Source organism: Ruegeria sp. E8 (assembly GCF_056533985.1).
Genome location: NZ_JBQFOY010000006.1, coordinates 1 through 18829, shown reverse-complemented (window position 1 = coordinate 18829; position 18829 = coordinate 1). Strand labels below are relative to the sequence as shown.

Here is an 18829-nt window from a genome sequence, read left to right as displayed (position 1 = left end):
TACCGAGGGGTTACTCGCCCAGCGCAATGCCTTCACGACGCGGATCGGCACCCCCGCTCAGCCCGTCACCGATTTCGATGGCGTGCAAGCCGGATGTCAGGTCGCGGGGGTTGACCTCAAAGCCCTGCTGAACAAGGGCATCGGCAAAGCCTTCTGCCGCGGTTTCGATCTCGACATCATAGGTTCCGAAACGGTTGACCAGATGCGGCATGGACAGGGCTTGCTGCACATCCATGTCCCAATCGGCCCAGGCGATGATGGATTTGGCAACATAACCAATGATCCGACTGCCTCCCGGAGAACCAATCGCCAGAACCGGCGCGCCATCCTGCATCACGATGGTCGGGCTCATCGAGGATCGCGGGCGTTTGCCAGGCTCCAACCGGTTGGCAATCGGCACGCCGTTGCTGTGGGTCTTGAACGAGAAATCCGTCAGTTCATTGTTCAGAAGGAACCCGTTTGTCATCAGACGTGAACCAAAGCCGTTTTCGATGGTGGTCGTCATCGACAGCACGTTGCCATAGCTGTCCACGATCGAGATGTGCGAGGTCGAGGGCAATTCCAGCGAAGTATCATCCGCCCAGTTCAGCGCATGGTCGAATTCCGGTTGACCGGGTCCGACCTCGACCAATGCGCCTTCGGCCTCCAGTAGTTGCGCGCGCTGCGAAAGGTAGGCCGGATCAACCAGCCCGTTGGTCGGCATCGGTACGAAATCGCTGTCAGCCATGTATCGACCCCGGTCCGCAAAGGCGAGGCGTGAGGCATCGCCGATCAACCGCCACGCCTCAGCGCTCTCCGGTCCCATCGCTGCCAGATCGTAGTTGTTCAACATTCCCAGAATCTGCCCAACGGTCAGTGCACCGGACGACGGTGGCCCCATGCCGCAGACCTCGTAGGCGCGGTATTCGGCGCAAACCGGGTCCCGTTCGATCACTTGATACAACGCCAGATCCGTGCCGGACAAAACGCCGGGATTGCCCGGAGCGTTGCGAACCGTGCGCACGATATCCGCGGCAATCTCACCGCCGTAAAACCCGGCAACACCGTCGCTGGCCAGCACACGCAGCGTTTCGGCATAGTCCGGATTCACCAAACGTTGCCCTTGTTGCAAAGGCTCTCCGCCCGGCAGAAAATACGCCGCCGTTTCGGAAACGCGCGACAGGCGTTCGGCGTCGTTTTCAACGAGGCTGGCCAAACGCGGAGAGACCAGAAAGCCCTCATCCGCCAGCCGGATACCATCGGTGAACAAACCGGGCCAGGAGGAACGACCCCAGCGGCGATGCGCCTCTTCCAGCAAGGCAGGCGTGCCCGGCGTTCCCACGGACAACCCACCGACAACCGCATCGAAGAATTTCAGCGGTTCGCCGTTTTCATCCTGAAACAACCTTGGGGTGGCCGCCAGCGGCGCGGTTTCACGCCCGTCCAGTGTTGTCATCTGCCCGGTCGCTGCGTCGTACCAGACCAGAAACGCTCCACCGCCAAGACCCGAGGATTGCGGCTCGACCAGACCTAGCACCACCTGAACGGCAACCATTGCGTCAGCGGCAGAGCCGCCGGCGCGCAGCACCTTCGCTCCGGCTTCCACGGCCAACGGGTTGGCTGCGGCCACCATCCAGTTCTCAGATGTGACCGGAACGCCGTCCAGCTTGGCTTCGAGCGCGGCGATGACCTCTTCGGTCAGAGCCTGCACCTGCCCTTCCGTGGCCGTTTCCGGCGCAACGGCATCAGCCGCTTCCTGAGCGAACCCCGGAGCCGCAAAAGAAAATGCAGAAAGCAGCAAAACTGAAACACGTCTCATCTGATCAAACCCTCCAATACATTCTTATTTTTCAACACTGTACGCCGCGCGCACCATGTACAAGGACAAGTTGCTCGGTCACGAGCATAAGGCAGAGTTCCGCCTGATTTTCACTTAAGCGCCGTCTTCCATGCGATCCCGGTCATAGCGGGTCATTCCGGGGAACTCGGGCAACCATGCTTCGCGCCGGGCGACCCAGCATTCATATGTCGGCGTCAATTGGTCAGGCGTGTCGAGGCAGCCAAGATGTACTTCGATTTCTTCCCCACTGCGCGCAAAGACCGGAGAGCCGCAGGTCGGGCAAAAGTACCGGTCGGCATAGCCTCGCGCTTCGCCGGAAATCACCAGTTTGTCGTCTGGAAAAACCGCTGCCGCATAAAACAGTGCGCCATGATGTTTGCGACAGTCCAGACAATGGCAAATCCCGACCCTGAGGGGATGACCTGAAGCCTTGATGCGCAGATTTCCGCAGCGGCATCCTCCTTCATATGCGTCCATCCCAGCCCCTTTCGGCGTGCTACAGCATCGCAGGCACAACCTGATCCGGCGGGCGGTGACCGTCTTCGAAGGTCTTGATGTTGATGATGACCTTTTCACCCATCTCCACGCGCCCTTCCATCGTCGCCGATCCCATATGCGGCAACAGAACCACGTTGGGCAGCTGCCGCAGGCGCGGATTCACATCGGTGCCCTGTTCATAAACGTCCAGCCCTGCCCCCGCGATTTCACCCGAGCGGATCATCCGGGTCAGGGCGTTTTCGTCCACAACCTCACCCCGCGACGTGTTCACGATCACAGCCGACGGTTTCATCAGCTTCAGACGTCGCGCGTTCATCAAATGGAAGGTCGATGGCGTCGATGGACAATTGACCGAGATCACATCCATCCGGGCAACCATCTGATCTAGGCTTTCCCAATACGTCGCTTCAAGGTCTTGTTCTATCTCGGGGCGGAGCCTTCGACGGTTGTGATAGTGAACCTGCATGCCAAATGCGTTCGCGCGCCGCGCGACGGCCTGCCCGATCCGCCCCATACCGAGAATACCCAGACGACGCCCTCCAATACGACCACCCAGAAACGCAGTCGGGGCCCAGCCCGTCCAGTCGCCCTGCTGCATCACGCTCAACCCTTCGGGGATACGACGCGTCACGGCCAGAATCAGCGCCATGGTCATGTCTGCGGTGTCATCGGTCAGCACACCGGGCGTGTTCGACACCAGAATGCCACGCTGCCGTGCGGTCGCCACATCGATGTTGTCGACACCGGCCCCGTAATTGGCGATCAGCTTCAGGTTTTCCCCTGCCTGTCCCAACAGGCCGCCATCAATCGCATCGGTCACCGTGGGCACCAGCACATCGGCTTCCTGCACTGCGGCCACAAGTTCCTCGCGCGTCATCGGAGTGTCATCGTCGCGCAGGCGTACATCAAACAACTCGCTCAACCGGGTTTCGACCGCTTCGGGCAACCGTCGCGTAACGACAACACTCAAACGTTCTCTTGGCACCTCGGCTCTCCCACTGCTTTGCAAACGGACGCGCGCCATGGCATCGTGGCGCAGGATAAGGCGGGGCACAAGAACCCCATTGGCATTGAGTCGACCTTTTTTCAAAACCGGATCAACAGGCATAAGAGCGGGCAGTCAGTGAGTGGTATTCGACCGGTAAAACGCCGTTGTCTGGCGGCACTATCCGTATTTCTGGTCATGTTCGGCGCGTGGGCCGCACATGCCGAGGTCAAGCGCGGATCGGTCACCAACCTGCCCCTGCCGCGTTATGTTTCGATGAAAGCCGCCGAAGGCAATGTAAGGCGCGGGCCATCTTTGACCCATCGAATCGACTGGGTGTTCAAACGGCGCGGGATGCCGCTGCAGATCACGGCCGAATACGGCAATTGGCGAAAGGTACAGGACCGCGACGGTGCCGGCGGTTGGGTTCACTATGCTTTGTTGTCGGGCGTCCGCACGGTGCTGATCGAATCCGAGATGCTGCCTGTCTATGCGCGACCAGACCCGACCTCACCCGTGAATGCGCATTTCGAGACCGGAGTGGTGGCGCGCCTTGGAACCTGTTCGCTGGACTGGTGCCGGATCACAGCGGGCGGGTATCGCGGCTGGACATTGAAAGCGAACCTCTGGGGCGTCGATCCGTCCGAGATACGCGAATAGCCAACAGTCTGGTTTTCCCTTTTTGGAAGCACGCGACGAGGTGTTTGAGTTTCCTGTCGAAATACTGTGAAACTCTACCAAAACGGAGGCCACCATGCGCGCAGTCACATTTTCCACCTTCGGAGACCCAACGGATGTCCTGCGGATACAGGACCTTCCACCGATCCCACCCGGTCCGGGCGAGGTCACGGTCGAGCTGTCTTATTCCGGCGTGAACCCGTCCGACGTCAAAGCCCGCGCTGGAACCAGACCGGGCGTGACCGAACCGCCGTTTCCACTGATCGTCCCGCACAGCGACGGGGCCGGTGTGATCTCGGCGGTTGGAGATGGAGTACCTGCTTCGAGGGTTGGCCAGCGTGTATGGGTTTGGAACGGGCAATGGCAACGCCCTTTCGGTACCGCTGCCAGCCACATCACTCTGCCAGACACACAGGCCGTAGCCCTGCCGGACGCAGTTTCCCTACAGACCGGTGCCATTCTGGGCATCCCCGGCCTGACCGCCTGCCATGCGGTGTTTTCGGGCGGCTCCCCCAAAGGGCAAACGATTCTGATCCACGGTGGAGCAGGCACAGTTGGTTTTCTGGCCGTTCAACTTGCCAAATGGGCCGGGGCACGCGTCATCACGACCGCCAGCCCTCGCAACTTTGACCGAGTCCAAGCGGCAGGTGCAGATGCGGTACTCGACTATAACAGCAAGAGCCTTTCCGATCAGATCCTTGATGCAAATAACGGGCAGATGATCGGTCGTATCGTGGATGTTGAGTTCGGCCAAAACATAGAAACAAATGCAGCCGTCATCGCCGAGAACGGACGCATCAACGCTTACGGGTCAGCCCGAAACATGGCACCCATCTTTCCTTTTGGTCCCATGATGTTCAAAGCCGTGACCTTTGAGACAATTCTGATCTACCTTCTGCCCCCGCACTTGCGCGCCACTGCTGTTAAGACCCTCCACCAGGCCTTGACGGAGGGCGCTTTAATCTGCCCGGTCCAAAAGGTCTTTACGCTGGAAGAATGCGCCGCCGCCCATACGCTGGTGCAAGACGGCAACCGTACCGGCGCCGTGCTGATCGACACCAAGTAACGGCCTCGGAAAAAAATTGTTCAGCGCTCGGTTTTTTTGACAAAACGCTCTTGAACCCCGCCACCAACAATCGTAGATAGCCGCTCACCGTTGGGGTGTAGCCAAGTGGTAAGGCAGCGGTTTTTGGTACCGTGTATCGTAGGTTCGAATCCTACCACCCCAGCCATGATTTTCCTTTATATCACACACGAATAGCTAGCCGCCGATTATGGCGCGTTTTCAGCGACTTAACTTTTAGCGTTTTTAGCTGAGACCCGAACGTGCGTGCAACAATGGTCGATTTCAGGCCGCAGTCTCACTTCGCGATTCCGGCGGTACGAGTTTGGTGACTTTGGGAGAGTCTATAAATCAGAGCGCAGCGAGACTGCCACTCGGCCTGTCTAGTCTATACTGCTGCGCGGCCCGTCAGACCGGCCATTCGCTGCGGGTGATACCGGGATTTGGTTCGGGCCGTCGGCGACTGCAGTATCGTAGAGGTTCTTTACTTTTTAGCCTTCTAAATGACTTCAATCGCCTAAAGCGTCAGCTATCCCCGAGAGCGACTTGCGACGTTTCGGGGAAATCGCCAATGCGGCCTCGTAAGCCTCTATGGCGGCGCTAGGTTCGCCGAGTAATTGCAGCATGTCGCCCAACTGCTCGCGAACCGGCAGAACGTGACTTGGTGTGACCGGTGCCTTGCCAACGGAATCTTCGGTCTCGGCAGCCGCCACCATAAGGTTAAGTGCTGCTTCAGTATTCCCTGCTTCAAAAGCCATCCATCCTTCGATTGCACCGCTTTGTGCATTGGCCAATGTCGCCCAATAGCCCAATCCACGCTCCGTCATGATCGCACTAAGATCCGCGAGGCGGTTGAGTGCGACCTTTGCACCATTGGCGTCGCCGCCGCGCGCGGCTCCAATGCCCTGCGCGAACGCCACGATTGAAAGTGCATGTGGGTAGCGACCCCACTCGAGCCCTTCATATGGAATGTCAGGTAGTGCAGCTGCAGCCTCCCAGTCTTGCAGTTCGAGAGTAACACGCGCAGGTGCTGCGGCGACAGCATAGGCGGTGCCAAATACGTCCTGCATATTGGCCGTTCCGAGCAGAGTCTCCACAACTTCTGCCGCAGCTTCGAATTCGCCCAATTGCAGTAGCGCATAGGTAAGATAGTCGAGCGCATGGGGATAATGATTGGATACTGTTCCGTCCAACATAGGTTGAGCCATCACTGCGGCAGCGGAACGTCGGTTGAGATCTGCGGCCTCCTCCCAACGGCCAAGGCGGGTCATGATATGGGAAGGCATGTGGAGAGCGTGCGGGTTTTCAGGCGCAAGCTCGAGATATGATTGCACGAATTGAAGAGCCGATGCAGCCAGCGGAGGGTGATCATATGCATGAATCAGGTAATGCAGTGCACCGGGATGTTTAGGTTCGGTTGCATGAAGGTCTTCCAATAGGGCACCGGCCTCTCGCTGAAGCGCAAACGTTTGGTCCCCAGGTGCCGCAACAGAAAGCATCGCTAAGGCTGCAAAAGCTGTGGCATCAGTGTTCTCAGGATACATTTCATAAAGTTGCTGTTGCTTTGCAGCCCAAGCAGATTTGCGTTGGGGGTAAGTCGAAAGCTCTGGGTCATAAAAGCTAGTAACCGCAGCGAGGTAAGCTTTTTCCAGAGGTGTGATGGCATCAAGATTTTCAGCTCTTTGGATGGCCGCCAATCCATTTTCACGTTCTCGAGGCGACTGAATACCCGGCCAAAGTGGATGGAAATTGCTCATTGCAATGCCCCATTGGGCCATTGCACAAGAAGGATCCGACACAGCGGCGGCTTCAAAGCGCGCTTCAGCCATACGGTACATCATGTGGTGCAAGAGCAAGGTACCTTCTTTAACAGCCGCTTGCGCGGCATCATTGCAACTCACAGGGAAGTCGATCTGGCCCAAACGTTGATCAGTGTTCTGAGCAAGGACGGTAGAGCTCAGCAAGCAAAGGGCTAGCGATCCGAACAGAATACGGCGTTTCATGGCAAGTCTCCTTGTGTCTGATGACAGGGTAGAGAATTTCAGCGCATCAATTTATGCTGATTTTGGGTAACTGTTATTTACTTTGAGGAAATATTGGACAGACTGACCTCGATCCGAACATTTGTCGCGATAGTCGAATACGGCTCTCAGACCGAGGCGGCGCGACGATTGGGCCGGTCGCAATCATCTGTGGTTAGGAGCCTTGGAGAACTGGAAAAAGCGCTGGATGTGCAACTCCTTACCCGTACAACGCGGCGCTCATCCCTGACACCCGAGGGAGAACAATATTTTCACGATTGCAAACGTATCCTGGGCGATTTGGAAGCAGCGGAAGACCGTGTTCGCGAGCAACAAGAGAGCCCCAAAGGACAGATCAAGCTGACGGCACCAGTGGAGTTTGGAAACTTGGTATTGGCACCAACGCTTTTGGCATTGCAATCCGAGTTTTCTGAACTTCATCTAAAGATCGACCTGACCGATCAACCGCTAGACTTAGTTCGCGGCGGGTACGATGTCGCAGTCCGAATTGGCGAATTGAATGACAGCGGACTGATCGCGCGAAAGATCGGGAGTATGCCATCTTTCGTTTGTGCCGCTCCTTCGCTGATTGCGAAGGTTGGTGTTCCCCATGATTCCCATGAGCTGACTGACTTACCATGTGTTGGAGTCGACATCGCCAAAAGACGATTTGGGTTGGCATGGAAGTTCAACGAGCGCAGTGGAGCACCGTTCGTTGTTCGCCCCAACCCCGCGTTTGTCAGCGACAGCGTCGCTCTTGCTCGTACAGCATGCAGATCAGGTTTGGGATTTGCTGCATTCTTTGGGTATCAGGTGGCAGCCGACCTGCGCGACGGATCGTTGGTAAAAGTGTTAAACAGTGGCAACCCTGAACGCCCGATCAACCTTCTATGGCCTCCACAACGTCCGATGCCGAAACGGTTGCGAGCAGTCCTGCGGAGGATCGAAGTCGGGGTACGTGCGGAGTTGCGTTGGATGCGCGAGGTCTGGCGAAACCTAGACTAAGTGAGAATCAAGCTTTGCGGCCCAAATCAGTCATTCTCCGCGCAAGCAATATGAGCGTTTAGAGATAAGTCGGCAACGACAACACAGTCGATACCGCTTCAACTAAACCAACTTTGTCTATGTGCCAGTAAAGCCTTCCACCTCTGGTGCATCTTCTTCCAGATATCGCGGCCCAGGGCCGTTGGCACCGATTTTGTCGTCAGGGTTGACCAGCTTGCATGTATCCATCGACAGACAACCACATCCGATACAGCCTGCCATTCCATCTCTTAACCGCTGTAAACGTGCGATACGGTCGTCCAAATCTTCGGTCCAACGAGTGGAAAGTTTCTCCCAGTGCTTGACCGTCACCTTTTCCTCAGGCGGCAGAAAAACCATAGCTTCGGCTATTTCCCGAAGCGGAATGCCCGCCCGCTGCGCCACCTGGATAATGGCGATCTTTCGCAATACTGTCGGAGAATACCGGCGATGGTTGGCATCGTTACGTACCGACGCGATCAGCCCTTTGCGCTCATAGAAATGCACCGCAGACACAGCGATACCGCTGCGTTCAGCCACTTCGCCTACCGTCAGACCGCCACGACGATTCATCTTGCAACTCCTGTCATCGACCGCTTGACCTCAACTTAAGTTGAGGAAGTAGCAACGCAAGGGCAGGCTCGAATCATCGGGCAAAAAGACACGGAGATTGAAATGTCGAAACAGAAGCCAGCCTACCTTGTGGCCAGTTCATTCATGCCCGAAGGCCACGGCCCGCTTGATCCTTACGGTCAGGCCACACACCCAATTATTGAAAAGTGGGGCGGAGAGTTGATCGTCGCTGGCGAAACCGGGCAATTCATGGATCACTTTGAGGGTGTGTGGAAAGATGATGCCCGGTTCACTTTGTTCCGGTTCCCATCGATGGAAGCGCTGCAAGGCTTTTGGCACTCGGAAGAGTATCAGGCCGTCAAACACCTCAGAACGGATGTGATCCCTCCGAATTTTACGTTTGCGGTGGAAGGTTTCGATGCCGAAGAATGGGCCGAGCAAAACCCAGATCACGCTTACGTACAAAATGACTGAACACCGTTTCTGAGCGCGGAGCGAACTATGACGACAGCCGTTGAACACACAAAAGAAGCCGGGTGGCAGGAAATTCTAAGGGGAGAGTTCTCAGCTGCTTCCGCAGTCCTTGCGGCAGGCATCGCGTTGCACGCGGTGAACATCACCCTTTCGGCGACGATGCTGCCTTCAATCGTGGCAGAGATAGGCGGGCATAGCCTTTATGCCTGGAATGCGACGCTCGCTACGCTTGCGGCAATCCTCAGTGCGGCCGTCACAGGCAATCTTTTAAGGCGCACGGGCGTCCGCCTCGGATTTGGGATGGCTGGGATTGTTTTTGCAACAGGCAGCCTGCTTGCCGCATTGGCGTGGAGCATGCCGGTTTTGCTGGTGGGGCGGGTCATTCAGGGTGCAGGTGGCGGGATGCTGTTCACGCTGTGCTATTCGATGATCATCGTCGTCTATCCGGAACGCCTGTGGTCGCGGGCGATGGCGCTCTTGTCCGGAACATGGGGGATCACAATGCTGTTTGGCCCAGCCATCGGAGGTATTTTTGCCGAGCTTGGTATGTGGCGTATGGGCTTTGGGATCATGTTGCCGATTACCGCCTTGTTTGTCGCTTTGACCCTAATCCTACTCCCACGCAATCCGCAGGAACATAAGCCGACCGAGCCAATTGCATTCGGGCAACTCGGGCTGCTTGCAGGTTCTGTTTTGGCGATCTCGCTCGGTAGCATTGCACCATCTATTGCTTGGGCGTTTGCGGCAGTACTAGCCTCTGTTGTGCTTTTGCTCACCTTGATGCACCGCGAACAGGTTAAACCGGTGCGACTGTTCCCTCGCGACGCGACCATCCCAGGAACACCACTGTTTCTAGCCATATCGGTCATGGCGCTTTTGATCTTCTGTATCAATGCCGAGTTCTTCATGCCCTTTTATCTGCAAAAGTTGCATGAACTCAGCCCGCTGATGGCAGGTTATGTGGCTGCGTTGGTTTCAATCGGGTGGGCGGCCTCTGAAGTTTTCTCCGCTCGCTACACTGGTCGAAAGATGCACCAAGCAGTACTCGCCGGACCAATCCTGATGATGATTGCCTGCGTCGCACTTGGCACCACAACGCCGATGTTCGAGTTCGCAGGACCGGCTATGACTTTGCTGTTGTCAGTCGCCTTGATTGTTTTGGGAGTTGGCATCGGCTCCGGTTGGCCTCACCTCAACACATTCATCCTGCAATTCACGGATGAGAACGAACGGGACATGGCTGCTTCAGCCCTATCTACGGTTCAGATGTTTGCAGTCGCGTTTGGAACCGCTGCGGCTGGTCTTGTCGGCAACTTCACCGGGTTCAACGGTGCCGGGAACCAAGCAACCATAGCAAATTCAGCAATTTGGCTGTTCGTGACTTTCGGGTTGGCCGCCGGGGTTGCAGTTCTTGCCAGCCGCGCCCTTATTGCCGGACAGAAGGAGTAACAGGATGGAGCGGCTATTCCCGGGCCTTTGGCAAACACCGCTTGAAATGCGCTTCGGAACATTGAAGTCCCACGCCTACCTTCTTGAGCATCCCGAGGGGCGTGACATGATCTATGTTGCCGAAGATCCGTCGACGCTGCATGCCATCAAGGCATCTGGAAATGTCGATCACCTGTACCTCAGCCATAATCATGAGATCACCGACGGGCTGGCTAAGGCGAAATCCTTACTCGGCTCACCTTTGGTGGGGCATGCGGAAATTCAGAAGTACTTCCCGAAAGGTCTAAAGCTGGACCAATACATTGAAACGGATGGTCGCGCCAAACACAGCGGCGGGTTAGAGGCGATTTACACGCCGGGGCATACGGATAACAACATCTGCTACAGATACGCTTCACCACACGGTAAGACATATCTCTTTGTCGGTGACACGCTGTACCCCGACAACGGCGAGTGGAAGGCATTGGTCATGGAAAGCCATGGGGGAAACCGGACCACGTTGATTGAAACACTCGAAAAACTCAGAACCGTTCAGGCCGATATAATCATCCCCAGCGTCGCCGTTGGGAACTACCAAATAGCCGAACTGACCAAGAGCGACTGGCATGCCGCATTGGACTCAGCTATCTCGTCTTTGCAGTGAAGTAAGAACAGGCAGCAGTGTTTTATCCGAAAACGGTTGAAGGTGCCGAGATCGGAGGGTTTGTATAGGCCACTTGCCGCCAACGATCGGGGTTGGAGTATCCACAGGGTTTGACCTCAGCCGCTCTTTTCAACCAGAAAGTCGATCATGGCACGGGTCTTTGCGGGCAGGTTGTCGCGACTGGCGTAGATCACGTTGACCCCGATCGGCTGTGAGCGGAAATCGGGTAAAATTGCTACCAAAGCCCCGGCATCCAGTTCCGCCCGACAAGAAAGCTCTGGCAGGCGGGTAATCCCACGGCCGGCAAGGGCCAGCACCTTTTCGGTATGAGCGTCGTTGCATCGAACGCGCGGTGCGATTGGCACCGTAATCACATCTCCGTCTGGCCCTGGATAGGTCCAGTTTTGTGTGACCCCGTGAAACGAGAAGTCAATCAGTTCGTGGTCTTTGAGTTCATTGGGGTGACGCGGAGTGCCCTTTCGTTTCAGATAGGCGGGCGAAGCTACCGTAAGACCCTGCGTGCGAAAGATCTCGCGGGCAATCAGGTCGGACGGTGGCAAATCTCCGATGCGTACCAGCAAGTCTATTCCTTCGCCGATCATGTCAGCGCGGCGCTCGGATACATCGATGTTCAGATCAACTTCAGGGTACCGTTGGAGGAATTCGGGCAGCCACTCATTCAGCCACCCGTGCGCAAACACTACAGGCACGCTCATCCGCAATTCTCCAAATGGTCGGTCGCCAACCGAATGCAATCGGTCCTGCACTGCACGGGTGTCATCCACAATCCGACGGGCGTTTTCGTAGTATATGCGCCCGGATTCCGTCAGGCTGATCCGGCGCGTTGTCCGGTTCAAGAGCCGGGCGCCAAGTCGCACTTCAAGCCTCGAGATCTCTTTGCTGACATGGCTCGGCGTGTGGCCCAGCAGTTTTGCAGCTGCACTCATCCCTTCCTGTTCCACCACAGTGCAGAACAGAACCATGCCGTCGAAAAGATTCTTATTATGATCCATTAGGAATAGATGCCGTTCCAACTGGGTTATTAAAGTTCATTACAAGCATAACTACCTTTCTTGCAAGAAAAGGAAAGGTCAAACCATGTTGGACATCAGAAACTTCGACCACATCGGCATCCGCATCAGCAACCGCGACGTATCCGTCGCCTTCTATGAGTTGCTTGGATTCGAACTGATCGCAGACGGCGGCTATGACAAAGGCCATCCACTCGTGATGCTGCACCCGTCAGGGATCAACATCAACTTGCTCGGCCCGGCGACCGCAAAAGCGGGCGAAAACGTCCTGATGGACGACACTGAGAAATACCCTGGCATCACCCATCTGGCCGTCAAGGTGAAGGATGCCGAAGCAACCGAAGCCTTTGTTACCGAAAACGGCATCGCCATCACGGGCCGTCGGGAATTTCGCGGTACCAAAACCATCTTTATTCGCGACCCGGATCGCAATGTTCTGGAGCTTGTCGGCCCCGGTCCCTCTGTCGCGCAACTCATCGCCGAGCATGCACACGGCTAACACCAATCACTCAAGGAGATACTCTCATGATCGCTTTCTTAAAACCGTTCGCTGCGGCACTGAGCCTGACCATCGCCACCACAGCACTGCCGGCACTGGCGGAAACCCCGATGATCAAAACAGTGGATGGTGTCGCGACATACCCAGAAGGCTATCAGGGCACACCGATCCGGGCCGCTGACGAAGACCCGTTTCTGTCACCAACCAACTCGGCGCTGATCCTGATCGACTACCAGCCGCCTATTTTGGCCGGGGTCAAGAATATCGATCATGAAGAACTGATCAACAACACCACGGGTCTGATCAAGACTGCAGTGATCTATGACATTCCGATCATTTTCAGCCATGTCGCCGTGGGCCTGAACGGTTATGATCCGATGATCGAAGAACTGCGTGAGTTGGCCCCGAACGCAGTCTTTATCGACCGGACAAATGTCAATGCCTGGGAGGAACCTGAATTTGTCGCTGCGATCGAAGCAACCGGTCGAACCAAGCTGATAATGGGCGGTCTCTGGACAGATGTCTGTCTGGCCTATCCCGCGATTGAGGCCGAACTTGCCGGATATGATGTCTATGTGCCGGAAGATACGGTGGGTTCAATCAGCCAGCTCAGCCACGAGAATGGCATGCGCCGCATGATCGAGGCCGGCGTCGAGCCAATTACATGGAACGTGGTTCCGGCCGAACTGCAACGCGACCATGCGCGTTCTGACAAATTGCAGGACGTTACCCGCGTGTTCATGGAGCATCTGTTCAAAGTCGACCCGAGTTCAACGTGGTAACCACAACACCTGTCAGGGGCTTCGGCCCCCACAGCGAAATCTCTTTGAAGTTACGCTTTGCCTACACGCACGTGTGCAACTTCGCGAAAGCGAGCGCCAATGGCATTGAAGGATTTGATAGGCAGAGTCCTCTGCTGCTAAAATCAGTGCCTTAAAAACTTACCCCTTCGATCAGTAAGCCATAATTTGAAACCGCCCTTTCCTGCCATTAGTCGCTCTACGGCATTTCTGCAGTTGCAGTCAGCATAGCTGCCGTTTGCGGTAAGTGCGAGATTGCCCTGGTTCAATCGGCTCGAATGCCCGGGACGTGGTCCACCAGGAAATCGATCAGAACCCGCACCCGTCGCGGCAGGAAGGTTGTTTCCGGGCGTAGAATGAAGACCCCGCCGCCGGCGTCTTGTTCAGCGCAATCGGTTAAAATCGGCACCAAGTGGCCGTTTTGCAGGTCTTGAGAGACGAGAATTTCTGGCAGCCAAGCAATGCCGCGCCCCGCGCAGCACGCTGCGTGGAGAGCTTCCAGGCTGTTGCAAATGAAGCCAGGGCCAAGCCGTGCATGCCCATGTGCTGCTCGGGCAATCCCCCAATCCGAAAGGTGCCTCTCATGGCTTAGGCGCAGACATTTGTGCGTGGTAAGCTCTTCCGGCTGCCGGGGGGTGCCATGCTGTTCTAGATAGGCAGGTGCGGCACATGGCACCCGCCGGTAGGTCGTTAGTTTTCGCGAGACCAGGGATGAATCGCGTAAGACACCGCTGCGGATCGCAAGGTCAAAACCCTCTCCGATCAAATCAACCAATTTGTCGGTCAACAGCAATTCGATCTCAACCTCCGGATGCCGTTCCATGAATTCGATCGTAAGGGGAACTATATGCAGACGGCCAAGAGCTGCGGCGCTTGTCACGCGGATTGCGCCGCGCAGCCTGTCGCCATCATCGGCAATATCCTCTTCCAGCGCTGTGAGGCGAGCAAGAAGACCCCGCGCTTCTTCCACATATCTTTGCCCTGCATCGGTCAGGGCCATGCGCCGGGTCGAGCGGACAAGAAGCGGCACCTTCAACCGCTGTTCCAACTGATGCACCCGCTTCCCCACAGCGGACGGCGTGTATCCCAATATTCTGGCGGCAGCTGAGAAACTGCCGTGATCAACAACAGCCAGAAGGATCTCGATTTCTGTTTTTTGCGTCATCTGTTCCAAAACCTATCAAGAGATGATCCAAATGGCCATATTATCATGCAATCTTATCCTAAGTATCTCAAACAAAGATGGAAACTCCAAGGAGAACCGCTTTGCATACCGTTTCGAACGCCTCCCTGTTCTCGCCACTCACTTTGCCGAATGGGCGTGTATTGAAGAACCGGATCATCAAATCGGCGATGTCGGATTCGTTGGCAGATGGCCAGGGAAACCCAACTCCTACTCAGATGCGGCTTTATGAACGCTGGGCTGAAGGGGGGCTTGCCGCGTCGATCATCGGCGAGGTGCAAGGTGATCCGAGGTATCCCGAGAAACCAGGCAATTTGGTTCTGGATGATGAAGCCGACGTGAAAGCATTTAGCGACCTTGCGCGGCGCGGGTCGGCTAACGGAGCCCAATTGTGGCTGCAGCTCGGACATGCTGGGGCAATGGCTCATCTTCCGATCAGCAAACCCAGAGGGCCAAGCGCCATCGACTTTCCTGATTTCCGCAGCGAAGCCATGTCAATCGCCGAGATAAGAGCCGTTCCAGATTGCTTTGCCCGCACCGCGCAGCGTGCGGCGGAACTGGGATTTGGCGGCGTGCAAATCCATGCTGCACACGGCTTCCTCCTGAGCCAATTTCTGTCGCCGCTATTCAATCGCCGAACTGATGCCTATGGCGGTTCGATACAGGCGCGGATGCGGCTACTCATTGAAACGGTCGAAGCCGTTCGCGCGTCGGTCCCATCCGAATTTGTGGTTGCAGTAAAGCTGAATGCAACCGATCAACTCGACGGAGGCCTCACGGAAGACGAAGCCCTCGAAGTCGTTGCCGGACTCGAAGGCAAGGGTGTCGACCTGCTGGATATCAGCGGCGGGACCTATTTCCCTGGGGCACCTTCCAGTTCGGAACGCGCGACGAAGGGTCCATACTTTGTCGAATTTGCACGCGCTGCGCGTCGACTGATATCGGTTCCACTAATGGTCACCGGCGGCTTCAAACGCAAAGAAGAGGCTGAAGCTGCAGTCCGATCAGGGGATGCGGATGTCGTGGGGGTGGCACGGGGTATTGTCCTTGATCCCTCCTTGCCTAAAAAGTGGCAGGAAGGCAAAAGTGATCCCTCTTTCCCTCGCTTTGCCACCTTGCCGCCCGGCGGAATGACCGCTTGGTTTACCATGCGCATGACCGATCTCGGAAAAGATCGAGAGGATCATGTTAACCGGGACATCGGTGAAGCTGTTACAGAGTATGAGAAACGCGATGCACTGCGCGTTGTTCAGTGGAAGACAAGGTTTTCTGTTCCGAAAGGTGTTCCAGCCCGGGAAAGGCGGTTTTCCCAAGATCTGTCATTGAACCAATCCGCCGCGAAGGACAGGTAACCGTCCAATTTTAGGTGCATCGAAAACGGCCCTTAGCCGACCTTGAGCGCAGTCACCGATTGCGGCGTTCGCAGCCCACTTTTCTGCCATTCGTCGGCGGTGCACTTTCTGCACCTTTGCCGATGACTTCACCCGCGACAGAGCGTGCTTTTACTGAAATCTCCTCTCCCCTTAGAAGAAGGGGCGACACGACGGTCGCCCCTTTGACTTAGAACGTGATTGGCAGACTTAAAGGGATTCCACCGATGTGCTGCGGATGTCTTGCCACTGGTTTTCGGCTTTTGAAATCGTGCCCGCGCGGTCTTTGTTGAATTCATCGAAGATGGCTCGATTCAGGAACACATAGAGCTTGTCGTCGATGACGGCATGGAACTCAGGGTCACCGTCAAACTTTTTACCTACGGAAACGCCGAAGGTGCAGTAGCCACCATTCTGGGGCAGGTACGCCGCAGGGTTTGCTTCAAAAGCTTTCATGTTGGCTTCTGAGGTGAAGTAGTAAGCCACATCATCATGGACAGCAGTGAATGCGGCGGAGCCCTCAACCGGGTTTACAGTTGCGATAAACTCAACCGGATCCACCCCATGTAGGCCCAGAGGCGCACCGGCGGCCGTAATTCCACGTGACACGTTGTATTCGTCAGCCGCCATTGCGGTTGTGCCACTGAGCGCGAGGCCGGTCAAAAGAGCGGAGGTGATTGCGAGTTTCCTGATCATTGGGAATTCCTTTTTTGACTGTGAGAGCTCGACCGTCGAGCGCTCATCTCGTGCTCAAAGAATGAGTTTCTCAGAACGAACAATCAACGTGTACGCAGTTTATTTGAACTGTTTGTATGATGTTCCGAACGATCTGAATTAATTGTGCTGAAAAGGCCTGCCCATTATCGAAACGACGCTGTGGGTTGGGACCAGTTGCCGAGCATTGAATCGCGAAAGGGGCCGCATCAAGTGTGCGGCCCCTAGCTACGTCAATGTGTTTCAAGCGCTCAATGCCGCATCTTCTGGTTGATGCAGTCCAACAACCAGAAGGACCGCCCCGCCAAGCAGCGTGTAGTACCAGAAATCAAGGCCTGTGAAGCCGAACAGGAACGGTGCAACAACGAAGGTCACACCGACAAGAAAGTCGACCGTAAGGTGCAAACTGTACGGCAGCACTCGAATGATGCCGAGGGGATGATCCGTCAGAATCGTCAACCCGAAGGCGGCGACCCCGGTGGCAACCGAGAACCAAAGGGCCAGAGGGTTTCCCGCGCCCAGCCCGAAGATAAACGGCATGACAATGAGGCCAATGGCGACAGGATAGTCCAGATATGCGTGGATGGATTTGGTGACGAAGCGTAGGGACATGACAATTTTTCCTCCTGGTTTGAACTGCGGTGCAGCATTGATGAGGTCAAATTAGGTCGTTGGCAGAAGCCGAACCATGTCCGTAAGTTTGGAATAATGCGCAGATCGTTCAGACTTGCGAACGAACGAGATTTTGGGACTTTCGGAACTCTGCGGGGGTCATCCCTATCTCTTTTTTGAAAACCCGAGTGAACGACGAGTCCGATGCATATCCGGCATTTTCTGCTGCCTCAGAGAGAGACGTTCCAGGATCTTGTAGAACTTTCTTGGCAAGTTCCATGCGCCACCCTGTGACATATTCCATGGGTGTCATGCTCATTGTCTTCTGAAATTGGACCGCAAAACTTGTCCGCGACATCCCTGCGGCTTGGGCAAGCTTCTCCACCGTCCAACTGTCTGTCGGAGATTTGTGAAACGCATCCAACGCGCGGCTCAGGCTCTTGTCGGAAAAGGCACCCAAGCCCCATTCAGTTGCCTCGTCACCTTCAATGAAGCTACGGATCGCTTGGGCAAGGATTGCTTCTGACATTTTCAGCGCGATCAGGTCTCCACCGAGTTTTGTCCCTCCGGCCTCTTCGCCAATCATACGAAGCGTAGCTTCCATCCAGCGACCGGCGCTTTCACCATAGTTTTTCAGATGGATATACGGTGGCAGGCGATCCAGCAGAATGTGCCTTGAGCTTGGGTCGAACGAGAAATGCCCGCAAACAAGCTGCGTTTCGCACTGCGGCTCATCACCACCAAAAACCAGTACGCCTGACCCGTCGTAACCCGATTTTTCCAAAACGGCGTCAAGTGGCAGGACTGTCTTCTCTGGCTCATGACCGCAATAGAGCGAATGCGTCGCCCCATGCGGAATGATGACAAGATCGCCCTGCGCCAGATCTATAACCGTGTCGGTGCCTTCGACTCGCACAAGGCAGCTACCGCGATGCGCAAAGTGAAACCGGGCCACGTTCTCGTAACTTGGTACGGCGACACCCCAAGGCTTTGTGAACGACGTCCGGAAGTACAGCGTACCGCGCATGGACAGGCTGGTCAGTATGTGGCTCAGAAGATCAAGCATTCCATATGTCTAAGCCGTTAGTTGCGAATGTACAGGGCGGCGAACGATCTGCACAACTATTAGAACGTTTAGCCATGTCGTAGTACGGTGGGGAACCACTTGTCCTGGTTGGATCTCACGGCCCAATCCGGCCCTTCAGTGAATAACCTCGTTGCCGCAGCGCGGCGCGTCAAACCGGCCATTCGCTGCAGGCGCGCAGTTCTTACGCCGCAAGAGGTCAGTCGCGCCTGTATATTCGATACCTTACTGATTTTTCCAACCTTCAATCAGCCCGGCCGCCGCCTCGGCGTAGCTCTGCGGAAACTGATCTGAGGTTCGGGCTTTCATG

Annotated in this window: 19 protein-coding genes and 1 tRNA gene; 10 read left to right on the top strand and 10 right to left on the bottom strand. The window is 55.9% G+C overall.

The features are described from left to right. Positions 1 to 10: 10 nt before the first annotated feature. The 3 genes from ggt to ACR0LF_RS09860 form a co-directional block, all read right to left on the bottom strand. Positions 11 to 1798 carry a gamma-glutamyltransferase gene (ggt, locus tag ACR0LF_RS09870; protein ID WP_480578115.1) on the bottom strand — a complete coding sequence of 596 codons (1788 nt, stop codon included), beginning with the start codon at positions 1796 to 1798 and terminating at the stop codon, positions 11 to 13. 114 nt (positions 1799 to 1912) lie between these two features. Continuing rightward, positions 1913 to 2296: a GFA family protein gene (locus tag ACR0LF_RS09865; RefSeq protein ID WP_480578111.1), complete on the bottom strand. Its 384-nt coding sequence runs from the start codon at positions 2294 to 2296 to the stop codon at positions 1913 to 1915. A gap of 19 nt (positions 2297 to 2315) precedes the next feature. Beyond that, the gene (locus tag ACR0LF_RS09860; protein ID WP_480578664.1) at positions 2316 to 3302 is read right to left on the bottom strand and encodes a 2-hydroxyacid dehydrogenase; all 987 of its coding nucleotides are present in this window, start codon (positions 3300 to 3302) and stop codon (positions 2316 to 2318) included. A gap of 198 nt (positions 3303 to 3500) precedes the next feature. On the opposite strand from ACR0LF_RS09860, the gene ACR0LF_RS09855 reads away from it, so the two are divergent. From ACR0LF_RS09855 to ACR0LF_RS09845, 3 genes are all read left to right on the top strand, one after another. Further along, entirely contained in the window at positions 3501 to 3962 is a 462-nt protein-coding gene (locus tag ACR0LF_RS09855) for an SH3 domain-containing protein (RefSeq protein ID WP_480578662.1), read from the top strand. A 94-nt stretch (positions 3963 to 4056) separates the two neighbouring features. After that, positions 4057 to 5046: an NADPH:quinone reductase gene (locus tag ACR0LF_RS09850; protein ID WP_480578108.1), complete on the top strand. Its 990-nt coding sequence runs from the start codon at positions 4057 to 4059 to the stop codon at positions 5044 to 5046. A 91-nt stretch (positions 5047 to 5137) separates the two neighbouring features. Next, positions 5138 to 5212 (top strand) — tRNA-Gln (locus tag ACR0LF_RS09845). 340 nt (positions 5213 to 5552) lie between these two features. Here ACR0LF_RS09845 and ACR0LF_RS09840 read toward each other — a convergent pair. Beyond that, complete coding sequence (locus ACR0LF_RS09840) at positions 5553 to 7046, bottom strand: hypothetical protein (RefSeq protein WP_480578105.1); 1494 nt, start codon at positions 7044 to 7046, stop codon at positions 5553 to 5555. 93 nt (positions 7047 to 7139) lie between these two features. On the opposite strand from ACR0LF_RS09840, the gene ACR0LF_RS09835 reads away from it, so the two are divergent. Then, positions 7140 to 8069: a LysR family transcriptional regulator gene (locus tag ACR0LF_RS09835; protein WP_480578103.1), complete on the top strand. Its 930-nt coding sequence runs from the start codon at positions 7140 to 7142 to the stop codon at positions 8067 to 8069. Positions 8070 to 8186: 117 nt separating this feature from the next. Here the strand turns inward: ACR0LF_RS09835 and soxR are convergent, their stop codons facing one another. Then, positions 8187 to 8660: a redox-sensitive transcriptional activator SoxR gene (gene soxR / locus ACR0LF_RS09830; RefSeq protein ID WP_480578101.1), complete on the bottom strand. Its 474-nt coding sequence runs from the start codon at positions 8658 to 8660 to the stop codon at positions 8187 to 8189. 102 nt (positions 8661 to 8762) lie between these two features. Here soxR and ACR0LF_RS09825 point away from each other — a divergent pair, with 102 nt between their 5' ends. Genes ACR0LF_RS09825 through ACR0LF_RS09815 form a run of 3 tightly spaced genes read left to right on the top strand, consistent with a single transcriptional unit; the run spans position 8763 to position 11226 of the window. Continuing rightward, positions 8763 to 9134 carry a DUF1330 domain-containing protein gene (locus tag ACR0LF_RS09825; protein WP_480578098.1) on the top strand — a complete coding sequence of 124 codons (372 nt, stop codon included), beginning with the start codon at positions 8763 to 8765 and terminating at the stop codon, positions 9132 to 9134. Positions 9135 to 9161: 27 nt separating this feature from the next. Continuing rightward, positions 9162 to 10583: an MFS transporter gene (locus ACR0LF_RS09820; RefSeq protein WP_480578095.1), complete on the top strand. Its 1422-nt coding sequence runs from the start codon at positions 9162 to 9164 to the stop codon at positions 10581 to 10583. A gap of 4 nt (positions 10584 to 10587) precedes the next feature. Further along, positions 10588 to 11226: an MBL fold metallo-hydrolase gene (locus ACR0LF_RS09815; protein WP_480578092.1), complete on the top strand. Its 639-nt coding sequence runs from the start codon at positions 10588 to 10590 to the stop codon at positions 11224 to 11226. Positions 11227 to 11342: 116 nt separating this feature from the next. On the opposite strand, the gene ACR0LF_RS09810 is transcribed toward ACR0LF_RS09815, so the two are convergent. After that, positions 11343 to 12239, bottom strand: a complete 897-nt coding sequence (locus tag ACR0LF_RS09810) for a LysR family transcriptional regulator (protein ID WP_480578089.1) — start codon at positions 12237 to 12239, stop codon at positions 11343 to 11345. Between the two features lie 85 nt (positions 12240 to 12324). Between ACR0LF_RS09810 and ACR0LF_RS09805 the strand changes: the two genes are divergently transcribed. After that, positions 12325 to 12756 (top strand): VOC family protein, encoded by a 432-nt coding sequence (locus ACR0LF_RS09805; protein WP_480578086.1) that lies wholly within the window; start codon positions 12325 to 12327, stop codon positions 12754 to 12756. Between the two features lie 26 nt (positions 12757 to 12782). After that, entirely contained in the window at positions 12783 to 13538 is a 756-nt protein-coding gene (locus ACR0LF_RS09800) for an isochorismatase family protein (RefSeq protein WP_480578083.1), read from the top strand. Between the two features lie 283 nt (positions 13539 to 13821). Here ACR0LF_RS09800 and ACR0LF_RS09795 read toward each other — a convergent pair whose 3' ends face one another. Next, positions 13822 to 14721, bottom strand: coding sequence for a LysR family transcriptional regulator (locus tag ACR0LF_RS09795; RefSeq protein WP_480578080.1), 900 nt, complete (start codon positions 14719 to 14721; stop codon positions 13822 to 13824). Positions 14722 to 14798: 77 nt separating this feature from the next. On the opposite strand from ACR0LF_RS09795, the gene ACR0LF_RS09790 reads away from it, so the two are divergent. Then, positions 14799 to 16091 carry an NADH:flavin oxidoreductase/NADH oxidase family protein gene (locus ACR0LF_RS09790; RefSeq protein ID WP_480578077.1) on the top strand — a complete coding sequence of 431 codons (1293 nt, stop codon included), beginning with the start codon at positions 14799 to 14801 and terminating at the stop codon, positions 16089 to 16091. A gap of 228 nt (positions 16092 to 16319) precedes the next feature. Here ACR0LF_RS09790 and ACR0LF_RS09785 read toward each other — a convergent pair whose 3' ends face one another. The 3 genes from ACR0LF_RS09785 to ACR0LF_RS09775 form a co-directional block, all read right to left on the bottom strand. Further along, positions 16320 to 16805: a YHS domain-containing (seleno)protein gene (locus ACR0LF_RS09785; protein WP_480578074.1), complete on the bottom strand. Its 486-nt coding sequence runs from the start codon at positions 16803 to 16805 to the stop codon at positions 16320 to 16322. A gap of 261 nt (positions 16806 to 17066) precedes the next feature. After that, complete coding sequence (locus ACR0LF_RS09780; protein ID WP_480578071.1) at positions 17067 to 17435, bottom strand: SPW repeat domain-containing protein; 369 nt, start codon at positions 17433 to 17435, stop codon at positions 17067 to 17069. Positions 17436 to 17544: 109 nt separating this feature from the next. Next, positions 17545 to 18501 carry an AraC family transcriptional regulator gene (locus ACR0LF_RS09775; protein WP_480578068.1) on the bottom strand — a complete coding sequence of 319 codons (957 nt, stop codon included), beginning with the start codon at positions 18499 to 18501 and terminating at the stop codon, positions 17545 to 17547. Positions 18502 to 18829: the final 328 nt, after the last annotated feature.

What these genes read in the sequence shown, in the direction of transcription:
- ACR0LF_RS09775 (WP_480578068.1), bottom strand. Translation starts at nt 18,501, where the DNA reads ATGCTTGATCTTCTGAGCCACATACTGACCAGCCTGTCCATGCGCGGT.
- ACR0LF_RS09795 (WP_480578080.1), bottom strand. Translation starts at nt 14,721, where the DNA reads ATGACGCAAAAAACAGAAATCGAGATCCTTCTGGCTGTTGTTGATCAC.
- soxR (WP_480578101.1), bottom strand. Translation starts at nt 8,660, where the DNA reads ATGAATCGTCGTGGCGGTCTGACGGTAGGCGAAGTGGCTGAACGCAGC.
- ACR0LF_RS09810 (WP_480578089.1), bottom strand. Translation starts at nt 12,239, where the DNA reads ATGGATCATAATAAGAATCTTTTCGACGGCATGGTTCTGTTCTGCACT.
- ACR0LF_RS09800 (WP_480578083.1), top strand. Translation starts at nt 12,783, where the DNA reads ATGATCGCTTTCTTAAAACCGTTCGCTGCGGCACTGAGCCTGACCATC.
- ACR0LF_RS09790 (WP_480578077.1), top strand. Translation starts at nt 14,799, where the DNA reads ATGGAAACTCCAAGGAGAACCGCTTTGCATACCGTTTCGAACGCCTCC.
- ggt (WP_480578115.1), bottom strand. Translation starts at nt 1,798, where the DNA reads ATGAGACGTGTTTCAGTTTTGCTGCTTTCTGCATTTTCTTTTGCGGCT.
- ACR0LF_RS09780 (WP_480578071.1), bottom strand. Translation starts at nt 17,435, where the DNA reads ATGTCCCTACGCTTCGTCACCAAATCCATCCACGCATATCTGGACTAT.
- ACR0LF_RS09825 (WP_480578098.1), top strand. Translation starts at nt 8,763, where the DNA reads ATGTCGAAACAGAAGCCAGCCTACCTTGTGGCCAGTTCATTCATGCCC.
- ACR0LF_RS09865 (WP_480578111.1), bottom strand. Translation starts at nt 2,296, where the DNA reads ATGGACGCATATGAAGGAGGATGCCGCTGCGGAAATCTGCGCATCAAG.
- ACR0LF_RS09805 (WP_480578086.1), top strand. Translation starts at nt 12,325, where the DNA reads ATGTTGGACATCAGAAACTTCGACCACATCGGCATCCGCATCAGCAAC.
- ACR0LF_RS09815 (WP_480578092.1), top strand. Translation starts at nt 10,588, where the DNA reads ATGGAGCGGCTATTCCCGGGCCTTTGGCAAACACCGCTTGAAATGCGC.
- ACR0LF_RS09840 (WP_480578105.1), bottom strand. Translation starts at nt 7,046, where the DNA reads ATGAAACGCCGTATTCTGTTCGGATCGCTAGCCCTTTGCTTGCTGAGC.
- ACR0LF_RS09850 (WP_480578108.1), top strand. Translation starts at nt 4,057, where the DNA reads ATGCGCGCAGTCACATTTTCCACCTTCGGAGACCCAACGGATGTCCTG.
- ACR0LF_RS09855 (WP_480578662.1), top strand. Translation starts at nt 3,501, where the DNA reads ATGTTCGGCGCGTGGGCCGCACATGCCGAGGTCAAGCGCGGATCGGTC.
- ACR0LF_RS09785 (WP_480578074.1), bottom strand. Translation starts at nt 16,805, where the DNA reads ATGATCAGGAAACTCGCAATCACCTCCGCTCTTTTGACCGGCCTCGCG.
- ACR0LF_RS09820 (WP_480578095.1), top strand. Translation starts at nt 9,162, where the DNA reads ATGACGACAGCCGTTGAACACACAAAAGAAGCCGGGTGGCAGGAAATT.